Below are 23,346 nucleotides of genomic sequence, written 5' to 3'. Positions count from 1 at the left end.
CGCCTGATCGGGAGGCCATCGGGAGGTCAGCGGGAGCGCGGCGGGGGACGATCGCGCAGCGGACAGGCGGACGATTGTTCCCGATGGATGGAATTTCCGATGTCAAGTCCTGCTGTGAAATGGTGGAAAAAGGGGTTCTGGGGAGGATGAGTGCGGAAGTCCTGCGCTCGGGAGTGAGGATTCCGGCCACCATGACGTCCCAGGTGGCGAGCCGATCCGCGGCGGGCATCCGGATGGGGAGGAGGGGAGTGCGGCGATTGTCCACAGAGGGTGTGTGATGCCTTCCGTTCACGATGTGAGGGGTGTAGGCTGGGTTTCGAACAGGCAATCGAAATGGCCGCGACGAGGCTGCCGTCGAGCTGGGGGAGGGGTGGTCGGGATGTCGGAGGATCGGATCCCGGGCGTGTCCGACGCCGCCTCGCGGGCTCGAGCCTCTGCCGCTCCGGGGCGTGCGCCGCGCCCGGCGTCCGTCGAGGCGTTCGTGGCCCAGGTGCCTGCGGAGATCCGCCGGGGTGCGGTGCGGCGGACGGTGTCGCGCGAGGCGCTGCCGGGCCGGGCGGGAGTCGCCGGGGATCCGCTGCTGTCCGGGGTCGCGAAGGCGGTGTGGGACATCGCGGCGAAGGAAGGGCCGTGGCTGGCGGAGAAGTACGCGGCGCTGTCGATGCTCTGGTGCGGCCCGGACGAGGATCCCGAGCCCGGACTGGACGGCGACTGCAACGCCCTGATCGCGGCGGAGGCGCTGCGGCTGACCGAGTCCCAGTCCGTCCACGAGATCCGCGACGCCCACCACGCGGTCACGAACTTCCCCTCCTGCCTGGTGCGCCTGGAGGGCGCGCAGTTCCCGGCGCCGTGGTTCCGGCGCATGCTGCGGATGACCCGGAGGCTGCGGGAGCTCTTCCAGCGCGGGATCGACGAGGTCGTCGCCGGCTGGGATCTGCACATGACGCCGGAGACCTTCGCGCGGCGTCTGCGCGCCCTGGTCGCCTGGGCGGAGACCCTCCAGCAGCAGGACGAGGAGCCGTTCCCGGTCGAGCGCAGCGTGACGGTCCAGGAGATCGGGGAGGGCCTGTCCTGCATGACGCTGACCGGCCCGACGCCCGAGATCCTCTCGGCGGCACGCCGTCTGGACATCGCAGCGCGGGCGGTGCAGGCCGCCCAGCGCGCCGCGCTGCAGACCGGCGGGGAGGTCCCGTGGGACCCCGACGGGACCGTGGCCTCGGCCGAGAAGCCGATGTCCCTGGCGACGCTGCGGTTCCTGCTGGCCACGCGCGCCGAGCCGGATACCGACGGCGTGGACGTGCCCGCGGACCGCTTCCGGGTCACCCTCACGGTGCCGGTGCTGACCATGCTCGGAGTCACCGAGGCCCCCGGGATGCTGGACGGGACGACGCCCGTCCCGGCGGAGCTGGCCCGCGCCCTCGCGGGGAGGGAGCAGGTCTGGTACCGCGTGCTCACGGATCCGGTGACGGGGGCGTTCCTCCCGCTGGCCCCGGGAACCTACCGGCCGACGGCCGCGATGCAGGAGCACCTGCGCCTGCGCGGGCCGCAGTGCGCCGTCCCGGGCTGCGCTCGGCCGGCCTCGCTGGCGGCGGAGTGCGATCACATCCAGGAGTTCCTGGCGGGCGGGGCGACCGCGATCGAGAACCTGCATTGGCTGTGCTGGTTCCACCATCAGGAGAAGACCGAAGGGCTCCTGGACCCCGACCGCCTGCCTCCGGCCACCGGTGCGGAGGGCGCCACGGCCGACGGCACGGTGGGCCCGGGCAGGACCCGGTGGCTGATCGGGAACCGGGACGGGCACCACGCCGTCCGCGACGTCCTCGACGACGTGGACCTCATCGGGACGATGACCGTGAAGGTGCTCGAACAGCACTTCCTCCACCATGCCCACGCCCTGTGCGACGCGGACTGCCGCCACTTCGGCCGCCCCATCCCGGAGGACGACGAGCCCGACGATCCGCCGCCCGGCGCGGACGGTCCCGGCGACGGACCCCGTCCCGGCAGTGATGACGATGACGTCGGCGGTGGCGGTGGTGACGGCGCCGGGGGCTGCCCCGGCCCCGACCCCGGCGCCGGCGGCGGAGGCCCCGGCCAGGTCACCCCAGCGTCACACGGTGCACGAGCACCGTGAACTCCTCGCCGTCGGCGGCGTCGCGGGCCCGCAGCCGGCCGCCGTCCAGGGCGAGGGGGAGGACCTGCCGCACGGCGATGCCGCCGCGGCCGTCGACGATCCCGATCCGCAGCTCGGCGCTGCGGGCGATGGCGTCGAGCAGGCGATCGGCCACGGGGACGGCGGTCTCGCCCGCATCGGCCGCCCGGATGCGCAGCACGGCCTCGGCGGGATCCAGCGGCAGCTCGGGGCCGATGTCCGTCGTGTCCTCCCGGTGGGCGCCGGGCAGGCGGTGGATCCGCTCCGGCGCGCTGACCGTGCCGTCGCGTCCCACCGCGACCCCCGACAGCCCGGTCCGCTCGATCGCGCGCATCACCGCGGCCGGCCCGGACATCGTCACCGCGACGGTCGGAGCGATGCGGTGCAGGTCCAGCGAGGCCGCCTCCGGATGCGAGACCACGATCGAGAGCACCTCCGCCTCCGCCGAGACGGCGGTCACCGCCGGGATCACGGCGACCCGGCCGTGGCGACGGCGCTCATCGCGCAGCAGCATCTCGAAGGCCTGCGGCACCGGGGTGCGGGACGCCTCGGCGAGCATCTCCTGCAGGGCATCGGGATCCGCCCCTGCGTCCAGGGCGCGGCGCACGGACTGCGGGGTGAACCGCAGCGTGAGCCCTCCTCCGCGGGAGACCGGCTCCGTCCACTGCTCGAGCACGGCCAGCCGCGGGGACGGCCGCCCCGGGATGACCGCGGTGAGGTCCGCGTCCAGGAGCACCTCGTCCACCGGCGCCGGGGCATGGCGGGCCAGGGCCTCGACCAGACGCGCATCGGCCTCCGCCTCCGGGAGCCCCTCCACCTCGGCGAGCGCGGCCCCGAGCTCGGACAGGACCCCCGCGAGGACCAGGCCCAGCGCCGCCGCCTCCTGGCGGAACGCCGTGACCTCCTGCTCGAGCACGGGGCGGGGGACCAGCGGATGGTGCCACGCCAGGGCCTCGACCAGGGAGCCCTCCTCGGCGGCGGCATCGGGCCGGTCCTGCCGCAGCCGGGCATGCAGATCCAGCAGGGAGCGGCGGCGCGCACGGCAGCCCGGGCGGCGGGTCACCGCGGAGAGCGCAGGCCGCACCGGACCCTGCGCATCCGAGGTGCCGACCAGGGACGGCAGGTCCTCGCTGCGGCACCAGCCCAGCACCAGCTCGGCCCAGCGCTGCTCGGCGGAGCGCTCGAGGAACAGATCCCAGTCCCGCGTGGGCTGCCAGGTCAGCCCGTCATGGCCGACGAGGCCCGCCGTCCAGCACGACTGCAGCACGGTGACGTAGTCGGAGAGGGGCGCATCGGCCTCCTCCGCGAGCCGGCGCAGCTCGCGCTGCGGCAGGCCGCCGCGGGTGAGCACCCCCGGGCCCTCCGCATCCCAGCGTCCGATGGTCCCGGCGATCCGCAGCGCCTCGAAGGCCGCATCGACCGCCTGCGCCGTCCGGGACCCGGCGAAGCGCTCGCGCACCTCGACGGCCTCGAGCCGCGGAGGTTCGGCCGCGAGGCGCCGATGCACGCGTCCCTCGCGCAGCACGCGATGCACGCTGCGAGGGATCCTCAGCACGTCCCCGGTCCCGGGCACGGCGACCCGCGCCTGCGCCAGGACCGCGGCCAGGGGGCTCTGCCCGGCCTCGAGCCGCGCCGGGCCCCAGGCCAGGGCCTCGAGCGCGGCGGCGATCTCCGGGCCGCGCCGGCGGGCGCGCTCGACCAGCTCCGCCGCCTCCTGATCGGAGGGATCGCCCTCCAGGGCGGGCGCGAGGCCCGCGGGATGGCGCAGGCCCTCGCGGAGGGCACGGACCAGGCGCAGCTGCTCGGTGCCCCACACCAGGGCGAGGCCGCGCAGCCGCTCCAGCACCGGGGCGAGGTCCTGCGGATCGGCGCCCACGGCGGGGGCGAGGTCCTCGGGGCGCACCGGCTCGGGCAGCACCGCGAGGGCCTCGACGACCTGCAGCGCGGGGCGGTCCAGCCGCAGCAGAGCCCGCTGGGTGCTGGGCGCGGAGGCGGCGCGCGCCGCGAGCGGGCCGATGCCCTGCGGGAGCGGGGCGAGCAGGTCCTGGCGCGCATCGAGCAGATGCTGCAGCTGCTCGTCCGTGAACGTGCGCAGCGCATCGGCGAGGGACCTGGGCTGAGCTGGCATGGTGCCCACCAGCATAGGCTGTGCCTGCGCACCCGATCGGGGTACGAGAGGGCCCCCATAGCCCAATCGGCAGAGGCGGCCGCCTTAAAAGCGGCGCAGTGCGGGTTCGAGTCCCGCTGGGGGCACGCGGGGAGCTCCCATCCTGGGCCCCTATCGTGAGAAGGTCCCGTCCCCGGCCCGAGGAGAGACGCATGCGCGACTCCGCCCCCACCCCTTCCGCGCCGTCGTCGACGTCTCCCGTCGCACCGCGGGCCCGTCCCGCCCAGGCGCCGCTGAACGCCGTGCGCGGAGCTCTCATCGGGATGGCCGAGCTGGTGCCCGGGGTCTCCGGCGGGACCGTCGCGCTGGTGACCGGCGTGTACGAGCGGGCGATCGAGGCCGCGCACCACCTCATCGCCGCGGCCGTGGCCCTGGTGAAGGGGCCGGACCGCCGGGCCGGCTTCCTGCAGAACCTGCGCCGGGTCGACGGCTGGCTGGTGCTGCCGATGCTCGCCGGCATGGCCGCCGCGGTGCTCCTGGCCGCCGGCGTCGTCGAGCATCTCGTGGCCGACAACCCGATCAGCTCCCGCGGCCTGTTCTTCGGGCTGGTCGCCGCGAGCCTCGTGGTCCCGATCCGCCTCCTGCCCGCGGGCCGGGGCGGCGCGGCAGGCGCGGTGCGCGACATCGCGGTGGTGGCGGTGCCGGCGGCGGTGGCCTTCGCCCTGGTGGGTCTCGCCGGCGGCGGGACCCTCGCCGATCCGCCGTTCTGGATGGTGTTCCTCGCCGCCGCCGTCGCGGTCTGCGCGCTGGTCGTCCCCGGGGTCTCGGGATCGTTCTTCCTGCTCGCCATCGGCCTGTACTCGCCCACCCTGCAGGCGGTCGACGAGCGGGACCTGGGCTACATCGCCGTCTTCGGCGCCGGGGCCGTGCTCGGGCTGCTCACCATCGTGCAGATCATCAGCCGCCTGCTGCACACCCACCGTCGCGCCACCCTGCTGGCGATGTCGGGCCTCATGCTCGGCTCCCTGCGGGCCCTGTGGCCCTGGCAGGGCGGGACCGGCTCTGCCGAGGGGCACGGCGCCCTGCTCGCCCCGAGCGCGCCGCTGGCCGCCCCGATCCTGCTGGCCCTGGCCGGTGCGGCCGTCGTGATCGCGCTGATCGTGGTCGAGACGAGGATCGCCCGGCCGGCCGATCCCCGCGGTGCGGAACAATGACCCCATGACCTCCACGCCCGACCCTGACCTCGCCGCGCGCCTGGACGCGGTCCTCACCCGCATCGACGCCGCCGCGCAGCGCAGCGGACGCGACGGGCGCGAGATCCTCTTGCTGCTGGCCACCAAGACCCGCACCCCCGCCGAGATCGCCGAGGCTGTGGCCCTGGTGCGGTCGCGCGGCCGCCAGGTCGCGGTGGGGGAGAACCGGGCCCAGGAGATCGCCAAGCACGCCGATCCGGCGCTCGCCGGGCTCGACGTGCCCCGCCACTTCATCGGCCGCCTGCAGACGAACAAGGCACGCGACGTCGTCGCCTTCGCCTCCATGATCCACAGCGTGGACCGCCCGGACATCATCGACGCCCTCGAGCGCCGCGCCCGTACCGCGGGCCTCACGCGGAAGGTCCTCGTGCAGGTCAACACCTCGGGGGAGGAGTCCAAGGGCGGCTACCCTCCGCACCCGGCGGAGATCGCCGCCGCCGTCGACCGGCTGCGCGAGGGCGGCATGCTCGTGCCGGCGGGCCTCATGACCATCGGCGCGAACACGAGCGAAACCGGGGCCGTGCGCGCGTCGCTGTCCCGCCTCCGGCAGCTGCGCGACGAGCTCGCCGACCCCGCGGTGCAGCACCTGTCGATGGGCATGAGCGGGGATCTGGAGATCGCCGTGGAGGAGGGCGCGAGCATCGTCCGCGTCGGCTCGGCGATCTTCGGCCCGCGCCCGGCGTGAGCGGCGCCACCCCCGTGCATACCGGAGGGTAACTCCGCTCACGAGGCGCACGCCCGGGAAAGCCGATTCCTGCGCACATCGGTGCATGTCCTGATCACGGAGGCGCCGCATCGGCCCCGCGGCCCCCATTCCTCTGGCATGCACCGTCGCAGGGCCCGTAGCATTTCGGGACGAGCGTCGGACACCGTGGTTGAGCACCGTCCGCGCTCTTTTCTTGTGCCCGGATGCACGTCACGTCCGGACATGACCCCATCGTGAGCCGGGAGGTGCACCCATGACGGAATCCATCGCGACGCCAGTCGTACAGAAGCCGGAGATCTCGACGGCGCGCCGCCGCTACGCGCTGTTCGCGCTGGCGCTCGGCGGATTCGGGATCGGCAGCGCCGAGTTCGTCTCGATGGGGCTGCTCCCGGGCATCGCCCAGAGCCTCCTGCCGGACACCATGGCCGTGGACCCCGAGCAGGGCATCGCCCACGCGGGGCTCATGATCAGCGCCTACGCGCTCGGCGTCGTCGTCGGCGCCCCGACCCTCGCCCTGCTGGCCGTGACCATGAGCCGCAGCCGCATGATCGTGCTGATGGCCGGGGCCCTCGCGCTCGGCACCCTCCTGTCCGCGCTCATGCCGACCTTCGAGCTGGGCTTGCTGGCGCGCTTCGTCGCCGGCGTCCCCCACGGCGCCTACTTCGGGCTCGCCTCCCTGCTCGCCGCCAGCCTCATGGGGCCCGGCAACCAGGGCAAGGGCGTCGCCCTGGCGATGTCCGGGCTGACCGTCGCGAACCTCGCCGGCGTCCCCGTGCTCACCGCGATCGGGCAGGCCGCCGGATGGCGCGTCGCCTACGGCATCATCGCCCTCATCTTCGGGGCGACCGTGATCCTGCTGGTGCGCGCCGTCCCCCGCCAGGAGAAGCCCGTGGGCCGGCGCCTGATCGACGAGCTGCGGGCCTTCCGCCGCCTGCAGCTGTGGGTCGTCATGGGCATCGCCGCGATCGGCTTCGCCGGCGCCTTCGCGGTCTTCAGCTACATCTCCGACATCGCCGAGAACGTCGCCGGGGCGCCCGCGAGCTTCGTGCCCTGGCTGCTGGCCGCGGCGGGCCTCGGGATGACCATCGGCAACCTGCTCGGCGGCTGGGCGGCGGACCGCTCCCTGTTCGGGACGCTGCTGGGCACCTTCCCGGTGTACATCGGCGCGCTGGTGGCCATGGTCCTCAGCGCGCACAGCCCCGGCGGCCTGATCCTCACCTTCTTCCTGGTGAACCTGGCCAACGCGGTGCTGATCCCGCCGATGCAGACCTGGCTGATCCGCATCGCCGGCCGCAGCGAGGTGCTGGGGGCCTCGCTGAACCACGCCTCCTTCAACGTGGCCAACGCCCTGGGCGCGGCCCTCGGCGGTGCCGTCATCGCCGCGGGCTTCGGCTTCGAGGCGCCGATCCTCATCGCCCTGGCCCTGTCGGTGCTCGGCATGGGCATGGTCGCCACCGCCCTGGCGCTGCTGCGGATCCGCTCCCGCCGCCGCCTCGCGCAGCTGGAGAGCGCGGACATCGCCCTCACCTCCCGCCAGCGCACCGCGGCCTGATCGGCGCCGCGGCCTGATCAGCACCGCGGCCTGATCAGCACCGCGGCCTGACACACAGCGTCATCGACCTCCTCCGGTCGGCCCGGCCCGGGCATACAGTGGCTGCAGCCACCGCCTGACCGAGCCGATCCGGAGGATCATCCGTGCACATCCAGACCGCCGCTGTGCAGACCCTGCGCGACCACGAGCACGGAGCGGTCGTGCCGCCCCTCCACCTCGCCTCGACCTTCGAGCTCGACCCGGAGACGGCCGATGGCCCCTACGCCTACCAGCGCGGCTCCAACCCCACCCGGGCGCAGCTCGAGCGGGTCCTCGCGGTCCTGGACGGCGCCGAGCACGGCTTCGCCTTCGCCACCGGCATGGCGGCCACCGCCGCGGCGTTCTCGATCCTCGAGGTCGGGGACGAGGTGATCCTCTCCGCCGGCGTGTACGGCGGGACGTACCGCCTGGTCGACAAGTACTTCGCGGCCCGCGGGCTGACCCCGCGCTTCGTCGAGGACCTCGGCACCCTCACCGACGACGACCTCACCGAGCGCACCCGCATCGTCTTCGTGGAGACCCCGGCGAACCCGACCCTGCGCATCACGGACCTGCGGCGCATCGTGGAGCTCGCCCACCGCCACGGCGCCCTCGTCATCGTGGACAACACCTTCATGACCGGGGTGCTGCAGCGCCCCCTCGAGCTCGGGGCCGACGTCGTCGTGCAGTCGGCGACGAAGTTCCTCTCGGGCCACTCCGACATCCTCGCCGGCACCATCACCACGAACGACGCCGACCTCGCCGCCCGCTTCGCCCTCGCGCAGAAGGCCCTCGGCGGGGTGCTGCCGCCCTTCGACTCCTACCGCCTGATCCAGACCATCAAGACCCTGCCGCTGCGCCTGGAGCGCCAGCAGGCCAATGCCGTCGCGATCGCCGAGCACCTGCGCGAGCACCCGGCGATCGCCGCGGTGCACGTGCCCGGCTCCTTCAGCGAGGAGGAGGCGCGCATCCACGACTCCCAGGCCACCGGCCCCGGCGCCGTGCTCTCCTTCGAGCTGGCCCCCGAGCTGGACCGCGTCGCGTTCCTGCGGGCCCTGAAGTATCCCGCCTACGCGGTGAGCCTCGGCGGCGTGGAGTCGCTGATCTGCCACCCCGCCACCATGACGCACGAGGCCATGACGCCCGAGGCGCAGGCGGAGGCCGGCATCAGCCAGGAGCTGCTGCGGCTGTCCGTCGGCATCGAGGAGGTCGCCGACCTCATCGAGGACCTCGACCAGGCCCTCGCCGCCGCCCGCTGACCCCGCCCCCACCCCCTGGAGCTGAGATGACCTCCCTGTCCCGCCGCACCACCCTCGTCGCCGCGAGCGGCACCGGCCTGGCCGCCCTCCTGGCCGCCTGCGGTCCGGCCCAGAACCGCTCCGAGGACGGGTCCGTCGTCAGCGACGGCGGCTCCTCCGCGGCCGAGGACACCCTCGCCCGCATCCGGTCCAGCGGCACCGTCCGCATCGGCCTCGAGGGCACCTACAAGCCCTACGCCTTCCACGACGCCTCCGGCGCCCTGGTCGGCTTCGAGAAGGACATCGCCGACGCCGTCGCGAAGGGCCTCGGCGCCGAGCCCGAGTACATCGAGACCGAGTGGGACTCGCTCATCGCGGGCCTGGACGTCGACAAGTACGACCTGGTCATCAACAACGTGGGCATCACCCCCGAGCGCCAGGAGAAGTACCTGTTCACCGAGCCCTACGCGCGGTCCATCGGCCGTGTGGCGGTGCCGGAGTCCTCGAGCGCGCAGGCGATCGCAGACCTCGAGGGCAAGCGCGCCGCGCAGACGGCGACCTCCAACTGGGCCGAGCAGATGACGGGCCTGGGCCTGGAGATCGTGCCCGTGCAGGGCTTCGCCGAGGCCATCGAGCTGGTCGTGCAGGAGCGCGTGGACGCCACCGCCAACGACCTCGTCTCCTTCCAGTCCTACCTCGACGAGCACCCCGACGCCGCCTTCCGCCTGCTGGACGAGGAGCTGCCCACCGAGACCGTGGTCGGCGTGATCATGCCGAAGGGCCAGGAGGCGCTGCTGGCGGAGGTCGACGAGATCCTCGCCGGGATGAAGGCCGACGGCTCCCTCGCCGGCATCTACCAGGAGTGGGTGGGCCAGGACCTCTCCCCGCAGGAGTGAGGGCCCGTGCCCGAGCTGCTGGACCTGTGGATCTCCTCGCTGCCCCGCCTGCTGGGCGCGACGATCCGCACCACCGTCCCCCTGTCCCTCATCTCCTTCGCGATCGCCCTGGTGATCGCCGTGATCACGGCGCTGCTGCGCCTGTACGGCCCGGCGCCGCTGAAGGCGGTCGCCTGGCTGTACGTGTGGGTGTTCCGCGGGACGCCGCTGGTGGTCCAGCTGTTCATCGTGTTCTTCGGCCTGCCCAACGTCGGCATCGTCTTCTCCTCGTTCACGGCGGCGGTGGTCACCCTCGCCCTGAACACGGGCGCCTACGCCTCCGAGGCCGTGCGCGCCAGCCTGCTGTCGATCCCGCGCGGGCAGTTCGAGGCGGCGCAGACCCTCAACCTCTCGCGGGCCACGACGCTGCGCCGGGTGGTCGCCCCGCAGGCCTTCCGCATCGTGCTGCCGCCGCTGACCAACGACTTCATCGACCTGGTCAAGGGCACCAGCCTGGTCTTCGCCATCACCATCACCGACGTCTTCCAGGTCGGTCGGCAGATCGCCGCCGCGAACTACGAGCCGCTGATCATGTACACCCTGGTCGCCCTCATCTACCTGGTGATCGTCTCCCTGCTGAGCATCCTGCAGGGCGTGCTCGAGAGGAAGGTGTCCGTCCATGTCCGCAGCAGCTGACCGTCCCGCCGCCGGCCGCACTGCGGGCGCGCCGCTGCGCCTGACGGGGATCCGCAAGACCTTCGGCGAGCTCGTCGCCCTGGACGGCGTGGACCTCGAGGTGCCGCGCGGCACCACGACCGTGCTGCTGGGGCCCTCCGGCTCCGGGAAGTCCACCCTGCTGCGCTGCATTAACCTGCTCGAGACGCCGGACGCCGGGCGCATCGACCTGGGCGACGGGCCCGTGGACCTCGGCGGCATCCTGCCGCGGCGCACGGTGCGCCAGGTGCGCTCGCGCTCGACCATGGTCTTCCAGCAGTTCAACCTCTTCCCGCACCTGACGGCGCTCGGCAACGTCGCCCTGGCCCCGGTCCATGCGCGCGGCCTGTCCCGCTCCGCGGCCGATGAGCTGGCCCGCGGCCTGCTCGCGAAGGTGGGCCTCGCGGAGAAGGCCGATGCCTACCCCGACCGCCTCTCCGGCGGCCAGCAGCAGCGCGTCGCGATCGCCCGGGCGCTCGCGATGGACCCCGACTTCCTGCTGTTCGACGAGCCGACCTCCGCGCTGGACCCCGAGCTCGCGGCGGAGGTCGTCGCCGTGCTCGCGGACCTCGCCGCGGAGGACCGCACCCTGGTGGTCGTCACCCACTCGCTCGCCTTCGCCCGCCGCGTCGCGGACCGCGTGGTCTTCCTCGAGGACGGCCGCATCGTCCAGGACGGCTCCCCGCAGGACTTCTTCGAGAGCGAGGACCCGCGGCTGCGGCGCTTCCGGGACGTGGTCGGCTCGGTGTGACCGTCGGGGGCGCCGGGCGGGCACCCCGTGCGTCCGCCGCCCCCATTGCGCCCAGAGCGGAGGCCCAGCTGGCGCCCGGGTTGCCCCGGTAGCATGTGCCGCATCGCACGCACGTGCCAGCTAAGGAGCGACATGGCCCGCCACAACATCATCTTCGGTCGAGACAAGGAGCTGCATCAGCCCGCCTACGCGGGCGCCGGCCAGCAGGCCCAGTCCTGGCAGCCGTACCAGGCCCCCCAGGAGGATCTCGAGACCCTCTATGCACGCCCCGCCGCGACCGGTCACGACACCGGGCGCATGACGATGCGCGATGCGCTGAACGCGATCACCGCCACCCTGGGCGTGATCATCGTCGTCGGCGCCGTGGTGACCTTCCTGCCCACCGCGCTGTCCCTGGTGATGGGCGAGACCGGTGCCCAGATCGGTCTGGCCATCGGCATGGGCGCCCTGATCATCGGCCTCATCGGGTCCCTCGTGATGGGCCTGGTCAACGCCTTCCGGCGCCAGCCCGGGCCGGTGGCCGTGCTCGTCTACGCCGTCTTCGAGGGCCTGCTGCTGGGCGGTCTCAGCGGCATGCTGGAGATGACCTACCCCGGCATCGCCCTGCAGGCGGTCATCGCGACCTTCGCCGTGGCCGGCACCGTCCTGGTCTTCTTCCGGATGGGCATCCTGCGCACCTCCCCGCTGCTGACGAAGATCTTCATGGTGGCGATGGTGGCCTACCTGCTGTTCGGCCTCGTGAACATCGGCTTCATGATCTTCGCGGGCTACAGCCTGCGCTCGGGCCTGATCGGCATGGTCATCGGCGGCATCGCCGTGTGCCTGGCCTCCTACTCGCTGGTCATGGACTTCGAGGAGATCCAGGCGGGCGTCGGGAACGTGGCGCGCGCCTACGCCTGGCGCTGCGCCTTCGGCGTCGCCGCCACCCTCGTGTGGATGTACATCGAGATCCTGCGGATCATCGCGATCCTGCGCGGCAGCGACTGACACCGGAGGGGCACGGCCTCTCGCATATGCTGGAACGGCGGGTCCCTCGGGGCCCGCCGTTCCTGCGTCCGAGCCGAGGAGACCGCGCGTGCACGAGCTGCTGAGCTGGCTGTCGGAGCACTACGTCCTCCTCCTCACCTGGCTGTACTGGTCGGTGGACGTCGTGCTGCGCATCGTCGGCGTGATCGTGGTGCCCCGCCGCCGCCGTCCCGGCTCCGCGGTCGCGTGGCTGTTCGCCATCATGCTGCTGCCCGTGGTCGGGTTCCCGCTGTACCTGATGCTCGGCAAGGCCGAGCTGCCGCGCAAGCGCCGCGAGAAGCAGAAGATCGTCAACCGCCTGATGCGGGTGCGGGCCCAGTCCCTGCCCGACAGCGAGCTGGACGAGGACGTCCCCAGCTGGCTGCAGTCCGCCGTGCGGCTGAACCGCGAGCTCGGCGCCTTCCCCCTGACCGGCCACAACAGCGCGGACTTCGAGATCGACTACCAGACCTCGCTGGACCGCATGGCCGCGGACATCCGCACCGCCACCTCGGACGTCCACGTGCTCTTCTACACGATGGGCCTGGACGACGTCACCCGGAACTTCTTCGACGCCCTCGCCGAGGTCGCGGACCGCGGGGTGCACGTGCGCGTGCTCTACGACCACCTGGGCTCGGTGACCCACTGGCCGGTCTACCGCGCCATGCGCCGGCACCTGGACGCCCACGGGATCGAGCACTTCCCGATGATGCCCGTGAAGCCGTTCAGCGACGGCGCCTTCCAGCGCCCCGACCTGCGCAACCATCGCAAGCTGCTGATCGTCGACGGGCGCATCGGGTGGATGGGCAGCCAGAACATCATCGCCCCGCACTACGACAAGCGCGCGAACATCCGCCGCGGACTGCGCTGGCAGGAGACGATGGTGCGCTTCGGCGGGCCGATCGTCTCGGAGATGAACCTGCTGTTCGCCACGGACTGGTTCTACGAGTCCGGGCAGAGCCTGGACCGGGCGACGGTCGTGAACACCGCGCCGGACGCCACGGGCAGCTACGAGTGCCAGCTGGTGCCCAGCGGCCCGGGCTTCGTCCTCGAGAACAACCTGCTGCTGTTCAACCAGCTCTTCTACAGCGCCCAGGAGCGCATCGTCGCCGTCTCGCCCTACTTCGTGCCCGACGAGTCGATGTTCTCCGCCCTGGTGACCGCGGCGCGCCGCGGCGTGGACGTGGAGCTGTTCGTGTCCGAGATCGGCGACCAGTTCCTCGTGTACCACGCCCAGCGCTCGTACTACACCGCCCTGCTCGAGGCCGGGGTGCGGATCCAGCTGTACGCCGCGCCGGGGATCCTCCACGCCAAGCACGTGAGCATCGACGACTCGGTGACGGTGATCGGCTCCTCCAACATGGACATCCGCTCGTTCCTGCTGGACATGGAGTCCTCCATGATGATCGGCGGCACCGACTTCATGGTGAAGATGCACGAGGTCGAGGACGTCTACCGCTCTCGCAGCCGCGAGCTCACCCTCGAGGAGTGGCGGGGGCGCCCGGCCCTGACCCGGCTGCTGGACAACACCTGCCGCCTGGCCTCCGCGGTGGTGTGAGGCGGCGGGGCGAGGTCCGCGGCCTCGCCCGGTCGCCGGCGCTCAGCTGATGCCGGTGACGGAGGCCAGGGCGTCGGCGACGGCCTGCTTCTGCTCGGCGTTGTCGACGGGGACCTCGGAGAGGAAGACGCTCGGCCCCTCCGGGGTGGAGACGACCACGAGCGTGATGGCGTAGCCGGTGATGCTCTCCGAGGGACCCTTCGTGAACAGGTAGTCCACGGTGACCTGGTAGCCGGTCATCCCGTCGATCTCGACCTCCGTGCCCTTGCGGTTCGACTCCGCGCGGCCGGAGGCCTCGCTCCACAGCCACGAGCTGCTGATGAAGCAGTCGGTCATGCGCTCGGCAGCGGCCTTGTCCCCCGGGTACTCGACCCCGTCCTGCCAGTGGACCTTGGCCACCGAGACCGTGGAGACCCAGTCGCTGTCCGCGGCCGCCGGCGCGACGGCCATGGCGCTGTCCTCGGTGAAGTGGAGGTTCGTCGTGTAGTGCCGGTCCGGGAAGCTCGACGGCGGCGTGAACTGCAGGCCCCCGCCGCGCAGCTTCCCGCTGGGGTTGGTGGAGCTGCGGCCCTGGTCCTCGGGGGCCCAGCAGCGCTCCTCGGCGACCTCGCCGGTGGGGGTGGCCGAGGCGCTCGTCGTGGTCGCCGCGGTGGCGCTCGTGGTGGGGGCGCTGGTCGGGTCGCCGCCGGCCGTCACGGTGCGCACCACCAGGTACGCCACCGCCATGCCCACGATGAGCAGGAACACCAGGGCGAAGGTGATGCCTCCGTAGAGCAGGGCGCGGGTGCGGCCGCCGCCGCCGCGGGGAGGCTTCGGTGCGGTGTACATCGGGGCGGTGCTCCTTCGCGGGGACGGGATGCGGGGCGGGGAGGGAGGAGAAGGACGGGACGGAAGGGGAAACGACCGGGGGCCGGGCTCAGCCGACGACCTTCAGGCTCGCGATGATCTCCTCGAGGCCCTGGACGTGCTCGGGCTGGTCTGCGGCGACGTCGGAGGCCAGGGCGCTGGGGCCGTTCGGGCCCTCGACGACGATCGAGGTCACCACGGAGGCGCTCGTGGTCTCGAGGATCTCGGGGTCCTCGAAGTGGTAGGTGGCCTGCACGATCCACGCCGGGTAGCCGTCGACGATCATCGACTCGGTGCGGTAGTCGGTCACCTTGGGCGACTCCCCGAAGTGGCTGACCACGCCGGAGGTCGTCGCGTAGCACTGGAAGATGGTCACAGCCGCCTGCTCCAGGCCCGGGTAGCCGCCCTCGGACTCGGGGAACACGGCGCGGCCCAGGTTGACCACCGAGTACCAGCTGCCCTCGACGTTGCGGCCCTGCGCGTTGGTCTGGTCCATGTAGGGCAGGCCGCCGGAGCCCCACGGGTAGTCCCATCCGTCCGGGATCGTGTACTCGAGGTCCCCGCCGCGGATCGTGCCGGGGGAGGAGTCCTCGCCGGGCCGCCAGTCCGGGATCCAGCAGTCCGTGGTCGGCTTCTGCGTGAAGATCGGCGGGGGAGGGGCGATGTCGGGGTCGTTCTGGTCCGGGACGTACTCGCCCTCGCCCCGCTCGGTGCGCTGCTCCCCGGTGGCGGGGGCGGCCGTCGGCCCGGCCTCGGGGCCCTTGAAGACGGTCTGCGAGAGCACCAGGGCCACGATCGCCAGGAGCACCACGGCCGAGCCGATCACCGACAGCACGATCACCAGGGCCCGGGAGCGCGCCCTGGGCCCCGGGGCGCTGAGCGGGCCGGGCTCCTGGGCCTGGGCCGCGTAGTCCGGGAGGGAGGCGCCGGCCGGGCTCCCGGCCGCGGTGAAGTCCGGCAGGCCCTGCGCGGGCATGCCGCCGGGAGGCTGGGTCATCGGGCTTCCTCCTCAGGCGTCCGTGCGTGCTCGACCACGATTCTCGCACGCGGGCCGCCCACGTCCCCGACAGCTGCCCTTGCTATGGTCCGCTCATGCGCCCGCCACTCGTGCTCAGCATCTCCGCCTCCGATCCGCTCGGCGCCTCCGGGCTCGCGGCCGATCTCAAGACCCTCACCGCTCTCGGCGTCTACGGCGCGGGCGTGACCACCATGATCGCCGTCGGCTCCACCCAGGGCGTCCGCTCCCTGCACCGCCTGGAGGGGGACGTCGTCGGCGCGCAGCTGGACGCCGTCCTGGCCGATGTGCGGCCCGATGCGACGAAGATCGGCGCCCTCGGCGGCGCGGCCGCGGCCACGGAGGTCTCCCGCCGCGTCCGCGAGCACCGCGCGGAGCTGGGCACCCTCGTGCTGGATGCCGTGATGGTGGACCTCGACGGCACCGCCCTGATCACCGCGGAGGGCGCCGCCGTCCTCGCCGCCGAGCTGGTGCCGCAGGTCGACGTCCTGGTCGCCAACACCCTCGAGGCCGGGCAGCTGCTGGGCCGCGCCCCCGCGACCGATGCGGAGGGACTGCGCGAGCACGCCCTCGCCCTGCGCGAGCTGGGCCCGCGCAGCGTGCTGGTCACCGGCGCGCGGCTGGGCGGCGCCGATGCCGTGGACGTGCTCGTCCACCCCGGCGGCACCGATGTGCTGCGCAGCGCCCGCGTGGACTCGGCGCACACCCGCGGGGCGGGCGCGACGCTCACCGCCGCGATCGCCGCGCAGTACGCGCGGGTGGAGGAGTTCGGCCGCACCGGCCAGGACGACCAGGTGGGCAGCGAGGGCACGCAGGACGACGACATCACGATCATCGCCTCCGCGCGGGAGTTCCTCGCCAGCACCATGATCGACGCGCAGACCTGGGAGCTCTCCCGCACCCCCGGCACGGGCCACGGCCCGCTGAACCACCTGATCACGCTCTCGGCGGGCTGATCGGGGGGCCTGTTCAGGCCAGCAGGCCGAAGCGCTCCTTGAGCCGCAGCACGCGGCCGGCGGCCCCGGCGAGGTGCGCGGCGGCCTCCTCGGAGGTCCCCGCCCATTCCTCGACCGCGTCGACGAGCTCGCCGGCGATCGTCGGGTCCGCGGTGAGGACGGCGTCGCCGCCGGCCTCCAGGACCCGGGCGGCGCGCTCGGCCACGGGGACGTCGGCGACGGCCTTCGCCGAGCCGATGTCATCGGTGATCACCAGGCCCGTGAAGCCCATCCGCCCCCGCAGCAGGTCGCGCACCACGGCGGGGGAGAACATCGCCGGGACGCCGGGGTCGATCTGCGCGTAGTGGGCGCTCGAGGTCATGACGATCTCGGCCCCGGCGGCGATGCCCTCGGCGAAGGGCTCCAGGAACGGGTCCTCCGCGGTGGTCGTCCCGTCGGTGACGCCCTCGGCGGAGAAGTCGGTGTTCTCCCGCACCCGGCCCAGCCCCGGGAAGTGCTTGAGCGTCGCGGCGATGCCCACCTCGCCCAGGCCCTCGACGGCGGCGCGCACGCACGCGGCCACCTGCTGCGGCTCGGTGCCGAAGCCGCGCTCGAGGGCGCCCACGGGCGCGTTGTCCTCGCCGAGCTCGGGGTCGACCACGTCCGCCACCGGGGCGAGGTCCACGTGCAGGCCCAGGGCCGAGAGATCCTCGCCGATGCTGCGGTAGGCGGCGGCGACGGCCTCGGGCCCCTCCTCGCCGAGCTCCTCGGCGCTCGGGGTCTCCCGCGCCGTGTCCCCGCGCAGCATGCGGATCCGCCCGCCCTCCTGGTCCACCGCGAGCAGCGGCGCGGGCGCCTCGCCGACGGCCGCGCGGGCCGAGGCGACCGTCTCGACGACGGCGGGGACCTCCGACCATCGGCCCAGCAGGAAGAACCCGCCGAGCCCGAGCCCGGAGACCGACTCCTCGGGGAAGGACTCGCCCGCCCGCACCCCCACCAGCACCAGCTGGGCGGCCTGCTCGCGCACGCTCATCTCCGCGAGCGCCTGCTCGGCGGCGCTCGGCGGAGCCGACGTCGGGCTCGCGGACCCCGGGGCCGATGTCGCATCACTCGCCCCGCCGCCGTCGGACCCTGCGGGCCCATCGGCCGCGTCGGAGGGAGCCCCGCTCCCGCCCCCGGGGGAGCACGAGGTCAGGGCCGCGAGGGCCGGCATGCCCAGCAGCAGGGCACGGCGGGCGGGTCGAGAGGACATACGGCCAGTCTCCCAGACGAAGTACTGTGGCGGACATGACGAGACAGGACCGTCCCCTGCCGCCGCGCGCGAGGGCGATCTCGGCCGCGACCGGCACCGACTTCCTCGAATGGGCACGCCGCATCGACGCCCTCGGCGGGCCCGAGCTGGACCATGCGAGCATCGCCCGCGAGCTCCCGCAGCGCTGGGAGATCACCGAATGGTGGGCGCAGGGCGTGACCGTCGCCTACGAGCAGTGGATCGGCCGCCGCGAGGTGGGGCAGAGCTGCACGGGCGAGTACGCCGCGAGCGCCTCCCGCACCGTGGCCGGGGACCTCGACGCCGTCGCCGAGGCCTGGGACGCCTTCGCCGACGAGGCCCGCCGCGAGGAGCTGGGCCTGGGGCCCGGCCGGCGCAGCGCCACCGACCGGTGGCGCTACTGGCGCGCCGACGTCCAGGACGGCTCGCAGGTCTCCGTGAACATCAGCGCCGCGCCCGCAGGCGGCGCCCGCGCCGCGGCCGCCGGACCGCGCAGCACCGTCGCCGTCGAGCACAAGCAGCTCGCCACCGCCGCGGAGCGCGAGACCTGGAAGAGCGCCTGGAAGACCGTCCTGTCCGACTTCGCCCAGCACCTGAGCACCCGACCCGACGCCCCGGAGGAGACCCGATGACCACCCCGCCCCCCGCCCCGCAGCTGCCCGCCCCCGACGGCAGCAGCGACCCCTGGCAGCGGCTCGAGGACGTCACCGGCGAGGAGGCCCTGGCCTGGGTGCGCGAGCGCAACGCCCGGGCCGAGGCGGAGATCGACGCCGTGCCCGGGCCCGACGGCGAGAGCCTCGCCCGCAGCCTCCAGCACGAGATCCGCGAGATCCTCGACGCCAAGGACCGCATCCCCGCCGTCGTCAAGCGCGGGGAGCACCTCTACAACCTGTGGACCGACGCCGAGCACGAGCGCGGCCTGTGGCGGCGCACCACCCTGGATTCCTACCGCACCGACGAGCCCGTCTGGGACGTGCTGCTGGACGTCGACGCGCTGGGCGAGGAGGAGGGCGAGAGCTGGGTGTGGCACGGCGCCTCCCTGCTGCGCCCCGCCGAGGGCGAGCCCTACCGCCGCGCCCTGGTGACCCTGTCGCGGGGCGGCTCCGACGCCGACGTGACCCGCGAGTTCGACCTCGACGCGCGCGCCTTCGTGCCCGCCGCCGAGGGCGGCTTCGTGCGGCCCGAGGCCAAGGGGCACGCGAGCTGGATCGACGAGGACACGCTGCTGATCGCCACCGACTTCGGCGAGGGCACCCTGACCACCTCCGGGTATCCGCGCCAGGCCCGCATCTGGCGCCGCGGCACGGACCTGACCGAGGCCGAGCTCGTCTTCGAGGCCGCCGAGGACGACATGGGCGTGTTCGTCTCCCACGACTCCACCCCCGGCTGGGAGCGCGACTGGGTGATCCAGATGCACGCCTTCTACGACACGACCGTGCACCTGCTGGACCGCTCCACGAGCCCCGCGACCCTCACCGCCCTGGACGTGCCCCGGGACATGGAGGCCAGCGCCCATCGCGACCTGGCCGTCTTCTCGCCGCGCAGCGACTGGGAGGTGGACGGCGTCGTCCACCCGGCCGGCTCCCTGGTGGTCGGGGACTTCGACGCCTTCCTGCGCGGCCAGGCGCAGCTGCACGAGCTGTTCACCCCCACCCCCTCGACCTCGCTGCAGGGCATGACGCTGACCCGCGGCACCGTCGTGCTCACCGTCCTCGAGGACGTGATCGACCGCCTCGAGCTGCACGTGCGCGACGAGAACGGCGAGTGGACGGGGCAGGAGCTGTACCCCGAGCTGTCCGGCGCCCTCGGAATCAGCGCCGTCGACTCCGACGAGGACGACCGCGTCTGGGTCACCGACACCGGCTTCCTCACCCCGACCCGGCTGCTGCTGGGCGACCTCGCCGAGGCCGCCGCCGGAGGGCCGGCCGGGGAGCTCGAGCTGATCAAGTCCACCCCGGAGCGCTTCGACGCGAGCGGCCTCGAGGTCACCCAGCACTTCGCCACCAGCGACGACGGCACCCGCGTGCCCTACTTCCAGATCGGCCCGGCCGAGGGAGACGGGCAGGCCGCGCCCACCCTCCTGTACGGCTACGGCGGCTTCGAGATCTCGCTGACGCCCTCCTACCTGGGCGCCATCGGCAAGGCCTGGTGCGAGCGCGGCGGCACCTACGTGGTGGCGAACATCCGCGGCGGCGGCGAGTACGGGCCGGCCTGGCACCAGGCCGCCCTGCGCGAGAACCGCCACCGCGCCTACGAGGACTTCTCCTCCGTGGCGAAGGACCTCCTCGAGCGCGGCGTCACCGACCGCGAGCACCTCGCGGTGCGCGGCGGATCCAACGGCGGCCTGCTCACCGGGAACATGCTCGCCCAGTACCCGGAGCTGTTCGGCGCCGTCATCATCCAGGTCCCGCTGCTGGACATGAAGCGGTACTCCCACCTGCTCGCCGGCGCCTCCTGGATGGCCGAGTACGGCGACCCGGACACCGACGACTGGGAGTTCATCCGCACCTTCAGCCCCTACCACCTGCTGCGCGAGGGCGTCGAGTACCCGCCGACCTTCGTGCTCACCTCCACGCGCGACGACCGCGTCCACCCCGGGCACGCCCGCAAGCTGGTCGCCGCCCTGGAGTCCCTGGGGGCCGATGTCCGCTCCTTCGAGAACATCGAGGGCGGGCATGGCGGGGCCGCGACGAACGAGCAGGCGGCCCGGATGAACGCCCTCCTGTACACCTTCCTGTGGGCGAGCATCGGCCGCTCGCAGCCGCGGGGGAGCGAGCCGGGCGCGCCGTGAGCGCCCAGCGCATCCTCGACCGGGCGGGCCAGGACGAGCTGCTCCAGATCCGCAACGACCTGGTCACCGTGTATCGGCCGATCAGCGCGGAGGACCCGCGGCTGTTCCCGCTGCGCTACTCGCGCATGCCGGCGCGGCGCGGCGCGCCCGTGCCCGTCCTGATCATCCCCGACGGCCCGGCGATGGCCTCCGTGCTGCCCTACGACCCGCTGCGCCGCACGTTCAGCGCCGCCGGTCTGGACGTGCTGATGGTCGAGCACCGCGGCGTGGGCCTCTCGCGCCTGGATGCGCAGGGCCACGACCTGCCCGCGAGCGCCATGCGCGTGCGCGAGGCGATCGACGACCTCGCCGCCGTCCTCGAGCACGGGAAGGTCGAGCAGGCCGTCGTCCTCGGGGTCGGCTACGGCGCCTACCTCGCCCTGGGCCTGGCGGCACTGCACCCCGAGCGGGTGCACTCCCTCGTCCTGGACTCGCCGCTGACCTCGGCCGATGACGAGGTGGTCGCGCAGGCGGAGCTGCGCCGCCTGTACTGGCACGGCGAGGACCTGCGCACCGACACCATCGCGGCGGCCCTGCGGAGGCTCGTCGTCTCCGGGGACATCGACGGCCCGCACGCCGGCAGCGTGATCCTCGCCGTCCACGAGTACGGCGGGATCGGCGCGGTGCGGGACCTCGTGGACCTGCTGGTGACCGGTCGCGGATCCCTCACCTGGCGCAGCGTGCGCCAGGTGCTCGCGCAGGACTGGCTGCAGTCGGCCCCCTACGTGTGCGAGCACGACCTCGTCGCGCACATCTCCCGCACCAGCCTGGGGCAGGGACGCCACGCCGACGGCGGGCCGCTGGACGCCCTGCAGGTCAGCGCGCAGCGCACCCGCGGGGTGCCCGAGTTCGCCGGCGAGGAGCTGGACCTGCGCGCCCTCAGCGCGCAGATCCGGGTGCCCGCCCTGGTGCTCAGCGGCGACCTCGACCTCATCACCCCGCGCGCCGTCGCCGAGGACCTCGTCGCGAGGATGCCCCGGGCCCGCCTGCTGCCCGTGCGGGAGACCGGGCACAGCATCCTCGACTCGCATGCCGCGATCGCGCAGATCGCCGCCCGCTGGAGCGGCGCCGGCGCCGGCCATCTCCTGGTCGAGCGGGCCGATGAGCTCGCGGCCCTGCCGCGCACCCCCGCCAACCGCGCCCTCACCAGCGGGCTGCACCTCGCGCTCGCCGCCGAGCAGATCTCCCCCTGGCGGATGCGCATCCAGACGGTGCGCCACGACCGCGAGGGCGCCAGCGTCGACCCGCATTCGCGGCGGGCCCGCACCGTGAAGATGTAGCGCCCGGCACCGGCACGGCCGGGTACGCTGACCGCGACGCAGGAGGTGCCGATGCGCAAGCGCGCCCAGGGGGTCCGATCCCTCGCCGAGGTCCCGCGCCGCCGACCCTACGCAGCAGCGGTCGCGGCGCTCGCCTCCGTGGTCGCCGTGGGGACGCTGGCCGCCGGGGGACTGGTCGGCCTCGGTCCCCTCGCGCCGCTCGGCGGACGCCCCGCCGACACGGACACCACCGGCGGCCCGGCGACCACCACCTCCCCGAGCACCGGCGCCGCGGAGCCTTCCGACGCGGAGTCCCCGTCGACGGACGCCCCGTCCCCAGATCCGTCGACGGATCCGTCGACCGCCTCCGATCCCTCCGCGACGCCCGATCCGCCCGCGCCCGATCCGAGCAGCTCCGCCCCGTCGCAGCGCCCGACGTCCGAGGAGACCGACCCCGCGGATGCCGAGGACTCCTCGGATACCGCAGAGCCCGCGGAGCCCTCGCCCGGGAAGGGATCGGGGTCCCGGCCCGGCAGGGATCCCTCCCCGCGGCCGCGGCCCTCCGACCCCGGCGAGGAGGTCCCGGTCCCCACCGAGGAGCCGACCGGGGAGGATCCCTCCGCCGAGCCGGAGCCGACGGACTCGACCGAGCCCGAGCCGTCGGAATCGAGCGAGCCCGAGCCGTCGGACTCGACCCAGCCCGAGCCGTCGGAATCGACCGAGCCGCCGGAGCAGACCCCGAGCGCCCCCGAGACGACGACGAGCGGGACGCCGTCCTCGCGGCCGAGCACGACCTCGACCCCGACGTCCACGGCATCGAGCAGCTCGGCCCCGCCCAGCTCCCCGAGCGGCACCCCCAGCGGGACCCCGAGCGGGAGCAGCAGCCCGACCACGAGCGCGACGCCCAGCACCTCCGCCTCGCCCAGCAGCACCGGAACGCCCAGGAGCACGGGGACGCCCGGGCTGCCGGAGCCGACCTCGCCCTGACGCAGCGGTCGCCGACGCAGGAGGTGGCCGGACCAGGACCTGCGAGATCGGGGTCGCCGGTCTCCCCGGATCGATGAGGTCGCCGGCCTCCCGAGTTCCGTCCCCGAACGATCCCCGTCGTGCGGGAGGATTCCCATGCCGGAGCCTCGGGGCGACTGATCGATCGCAGGCCCTTCGCGGGCGTTTTCCGGGGCCGAAGTGATCAGTCGAGCAGAGTGCGCAGAGCGGGACACCCCGGCTCCCCGTGCCGAGAGGAGCCCTCGCGGACCTGCGACGTT

At 73.6% G+C, this 23,346-nt stretch carries 19 protein-coding genes and 1 tRNA gene; 15 read left to right on the top strand and 5 right to left on the bottom strand.

Annotated elements, in window-relative coordinates; genetic code table 11:
• Nucleotides 1-481 precede the first annotated feature (481 nt).
• Nucleotides 482-2,131, top strand: coding sequence for an HNH endonuclease signature motif containing protein (locus tag ABD234_RS09315; protein WP_344355457.1), 1,650 nt, complete (start codon nt 482-484; stop codon nt 2,129-2,131).
• Here ABD234_RS09315 and ABD234_RS09310 read toward each other — a convergent pair.
• Nucleotides 2,097-4,277, bottom strand: coding sequence for a helicase-associated domain-containing protein (locus tag ABD234_RS09310; RefSeq protein ID WP_344355455.1), 2,181 nt, complete (start codon nt 4,275-4,277; stop codon nt 2,097-2,099). The genes ABD234_RS09315 and ABD234_RS09310 overlap by 35 nt on opposite strands.
• 51 nt (nt 4,278-4,328) lie before the next feature.
• Here ABD234_RS09310 and ABD234_RS09305 point away from each other — a divergent pair.
• The 10 genes from ABD234_RS09305 to cls all read left to right on the top strand — a co-directional run bounded on the left by ABD234_RS09305 (nt 4,329) and on the right by cls (nt 13,926).
• Nucleotides 4,329-4,402, top strand: a tRNA-Leu gene (locus ABD234_RS09305).
• 66 nt (nt 4,403-4,468) lie between these two features.
• Entirely contained in the window at nt 4,469-5,470 is a 1,002-nt protein-coding gene (locus tag ABD234_RS09300; RefSeq protein WP_344355453.1) for a DUF368 domain-containing protein, read from the top strand.
• A 4-nt stretch (nt 5,471-5,474) separates the two neighbouring features.
• Nucleotides 5,475-6,194, top strand: a complete 720-nt coding sequence (locus ABD234_RS09295) for a YggS family pyridoxal phosphate-dependent enzyme (RefSeq protein WP_344355450.1) — start codon at nt 5,475-5,477, stop codon at nt 6,192-6,194.
• 274 nt (nt 6,195-6,468) lie between these two features.
• A complete protein-coding gene (locus tag ABD234_RS09290; RefSeq protein WP_344355447.1) occupies nt 6,469-7,767 on the top strand; it encodes an MFS transporter in 1,299 nt (432 codons plus the stop codon).
• Nucleotides 7,768-7,910: 143 nt separating this feature from the next.
• A complete protein-coding gene (locus ABD234_RS09285) occupies nt 7,911-9,044 on the top strand; it encodes a trans-sulfuration enzyme family protein (protein WP_344355445.1) in 1,134 nt (377 codons plus the stop codon).
• A gap of 26 nt (nt 9,045-9,070) precedes the next feature.
• Entirely contained in the window at nt 9,071-9,919 is an 849-nt protein-coding gene (locus tag ABD234_RS09280; RefSeq protein ID WP_051486574.1) for a transporter substrate-binding domain-containing protein, read from the top strand.
• A 6-nt stretch (nt 9,920-9,925) separates the two neighbouring features.
• Complete coding sequence (locus ABD234_RS09275; RefSeq protein WP_038371199.1) at nt 9,926-10,594, top strand: amino acid ABC transporter permease; 669 nt, start codon at nt 9,926-9,928, stop codon at nt 10,592-10,594.
• Complete coding sequence (locus ABD234_RS09270) at nt 10,578-11,363, top strand: amino acid ABC transporter ATP-binding protein (protein WP_051486575.1); 786 nt, start codon at nt 10,578-10,580, stop codon at nt 11,361-11,363. Before ABD234_RS09275 ends, ABD234_RS09270 begins: the two co-directional genes overlap by 17 nt.
• Before the next feature lie 132 nt (nt 11,364-11,495).
• The gene (locus ABD234_RS09265) at nt 11,496-12,350 is read left to right on the top strand and encodes a Bax inhibitor-1/YccA family protein (protein ID WP_038371201.1); all 855 of its coding nucleotides are present in this window, start codon (nt 11,496-11,498) and stop codon (nt 12,348-12,350) included.
• A gap of 97 nt (nt 12,351-12,447) precedes the next feature.
• A complete protein-coding gene (gene cls, locus ABD234_RS09260) occupies nt 12,448-13,926 on the top strand; it encodes a cardiolipin synthase (RefSeq protein ID WP_232226222.1) in 1,479 nt (492 codons plus the stop codon).
• A 42-nt stretch (nt 13,927-13,968) separates the two neighbouring features.
• On the opposite strand, the gene ABD234_RS09255 is transcribed toward cls, so the two are convergent.
• Nucleotides 13,969-14,754 (bottom strand): hypothetical protein, encoded by a 786-nt coding sequence (locus ABD234_RS09255; protein ID WP_038371202.1) that lies wholly within the window; start codon nt 14,752-14,754, stop codon nt 13,969-13,971.
• Between the two features lie 88 nt (nt 14,755-14,842).
• Nucleotides 14,843-15,769, bottom strand: a complete 927-nt coding sequence (locus tag ABD234_RS09250) for a hypothetical protein (RefSeq protein WP_344355439.1) — start codon at nt 15,767-15,769, stop codon at nt 14,843-14,845.
• Nucleotides 15,770-15,864: 95 nt separating this feature from the next.
• Between ABD234_RS09250 and thiD the strand changes: the two genes are divergently transcribed.
• The gene (gene thiD, locus ABD234_RS09245; RefSeq protein ID WP_038371204.1) at nt 15,865-16,743 is read left to right on the top strand and encodes a bifunctional hydroxymethylpyrimidine kinase/phosphomethylpyrimidine kinase; all 879 of its coding nucleotides are present in this window, start codon (nt 15,865-15,867) and stop codon (nt 16,741-16,743) included.
• 13 nt (nt 16,744-16,756) lie between these two features.
• On the opposite strand, the gene ABD234_RS09240 is transcribed toward thiD, so the two are convergent.
• On the bottom strand, nt 16,757-17,974 hold the full coding sequence (locus tag ABD234_RS09240; protein WP_344355437.1) for a glycoside hydrolase family 3 N-terminal domain-containing protein: 1,218 nt from the start codon (nt 17,972-17,974) through the stop codon (nt 16,757-16,759).
• A gap of 35 nt (nt 17,975-18,009) precedes the next feature.
• On the opposite strand from ABD234_RS09240, the gene ABD234_RS09235 reads away from it, so the two are divergent.
• Genes ABD234_RS09235 through ABD234_RS09225 form a run of 3 tightly spaced genes read left to right on the top strand, consistent with a single transcriptional unit; the run spans nt 18,010 to nt 22,102 of the window.
• Nucleotides 18,010-18,624, top strand: a complete 615-nt coding sequence (locus tag ABD234_RS09235; protein WP_344355434.1) for a hypothetical protein — start codon at nt 18,010-18,012, stop codon at nt 18,622-18,624.
• The gene (locus tag ABD234_RS09230) at nt 18,621-20,783 is read left to right on the top strand and encodes a prolyl oligopeptidase family serine peptidase (protein ID WP_344355432.1); all 2,163 of its coding nucleotides are present in this window, start codon (nt 18,621-18,623) and stop codon (nt 20,781-20,783) included. Before ABD234_RS09235 ends, ABD234_RS09230 begins: the two co-directional genes overlap by 4 nt.
• Nucleotides 20,780-22,102: an alpha/beta hydrolase gene (locus ABD234_RS09225; RefSeq protein WP_344355429.1), complete on the top strand. Its 1,323-nt coding sequence runs from the start codon at nt 20,780-20,782 to the stop codon at nt 22,100-22,102. Before ABD234_RS09230 ends, ABD234_RS09225 begins: the two co-directional genes overlap by 4 nt.
• 107 nt (nt 22,103-22,209) lie before the next feature.
• On the opposite strand, the gene ABD234_RS09220 is transcribed toward ABD234_RS09225, so the two are convergent.
• Nucleotides 22,210-23,031, bottom strand: coding sequence for a hypothetical protein (locus ABD234_RS09220; protein ID WP_344355426.1), 822 nt, complete (start codon nt 23,029-23,031; stop codon nt 22,210-22,212).
• Between the last annotated feature and the right edge of the window lie 315 nt (nt 23,032-23,346).

This window comes from Brachybacterium phenoliresistens (genome assembly GCF_039530785.1).
Lineage (GTDB): Bacteria > Actinomycetota > Actinomycetes > Actinomycetales > Dermabacteraceae > Brachybacterium > Brachybacterium phenoliresistens.
This window is presented reverse-complemented; position numbering and strand designations above follow the sequence as displayed.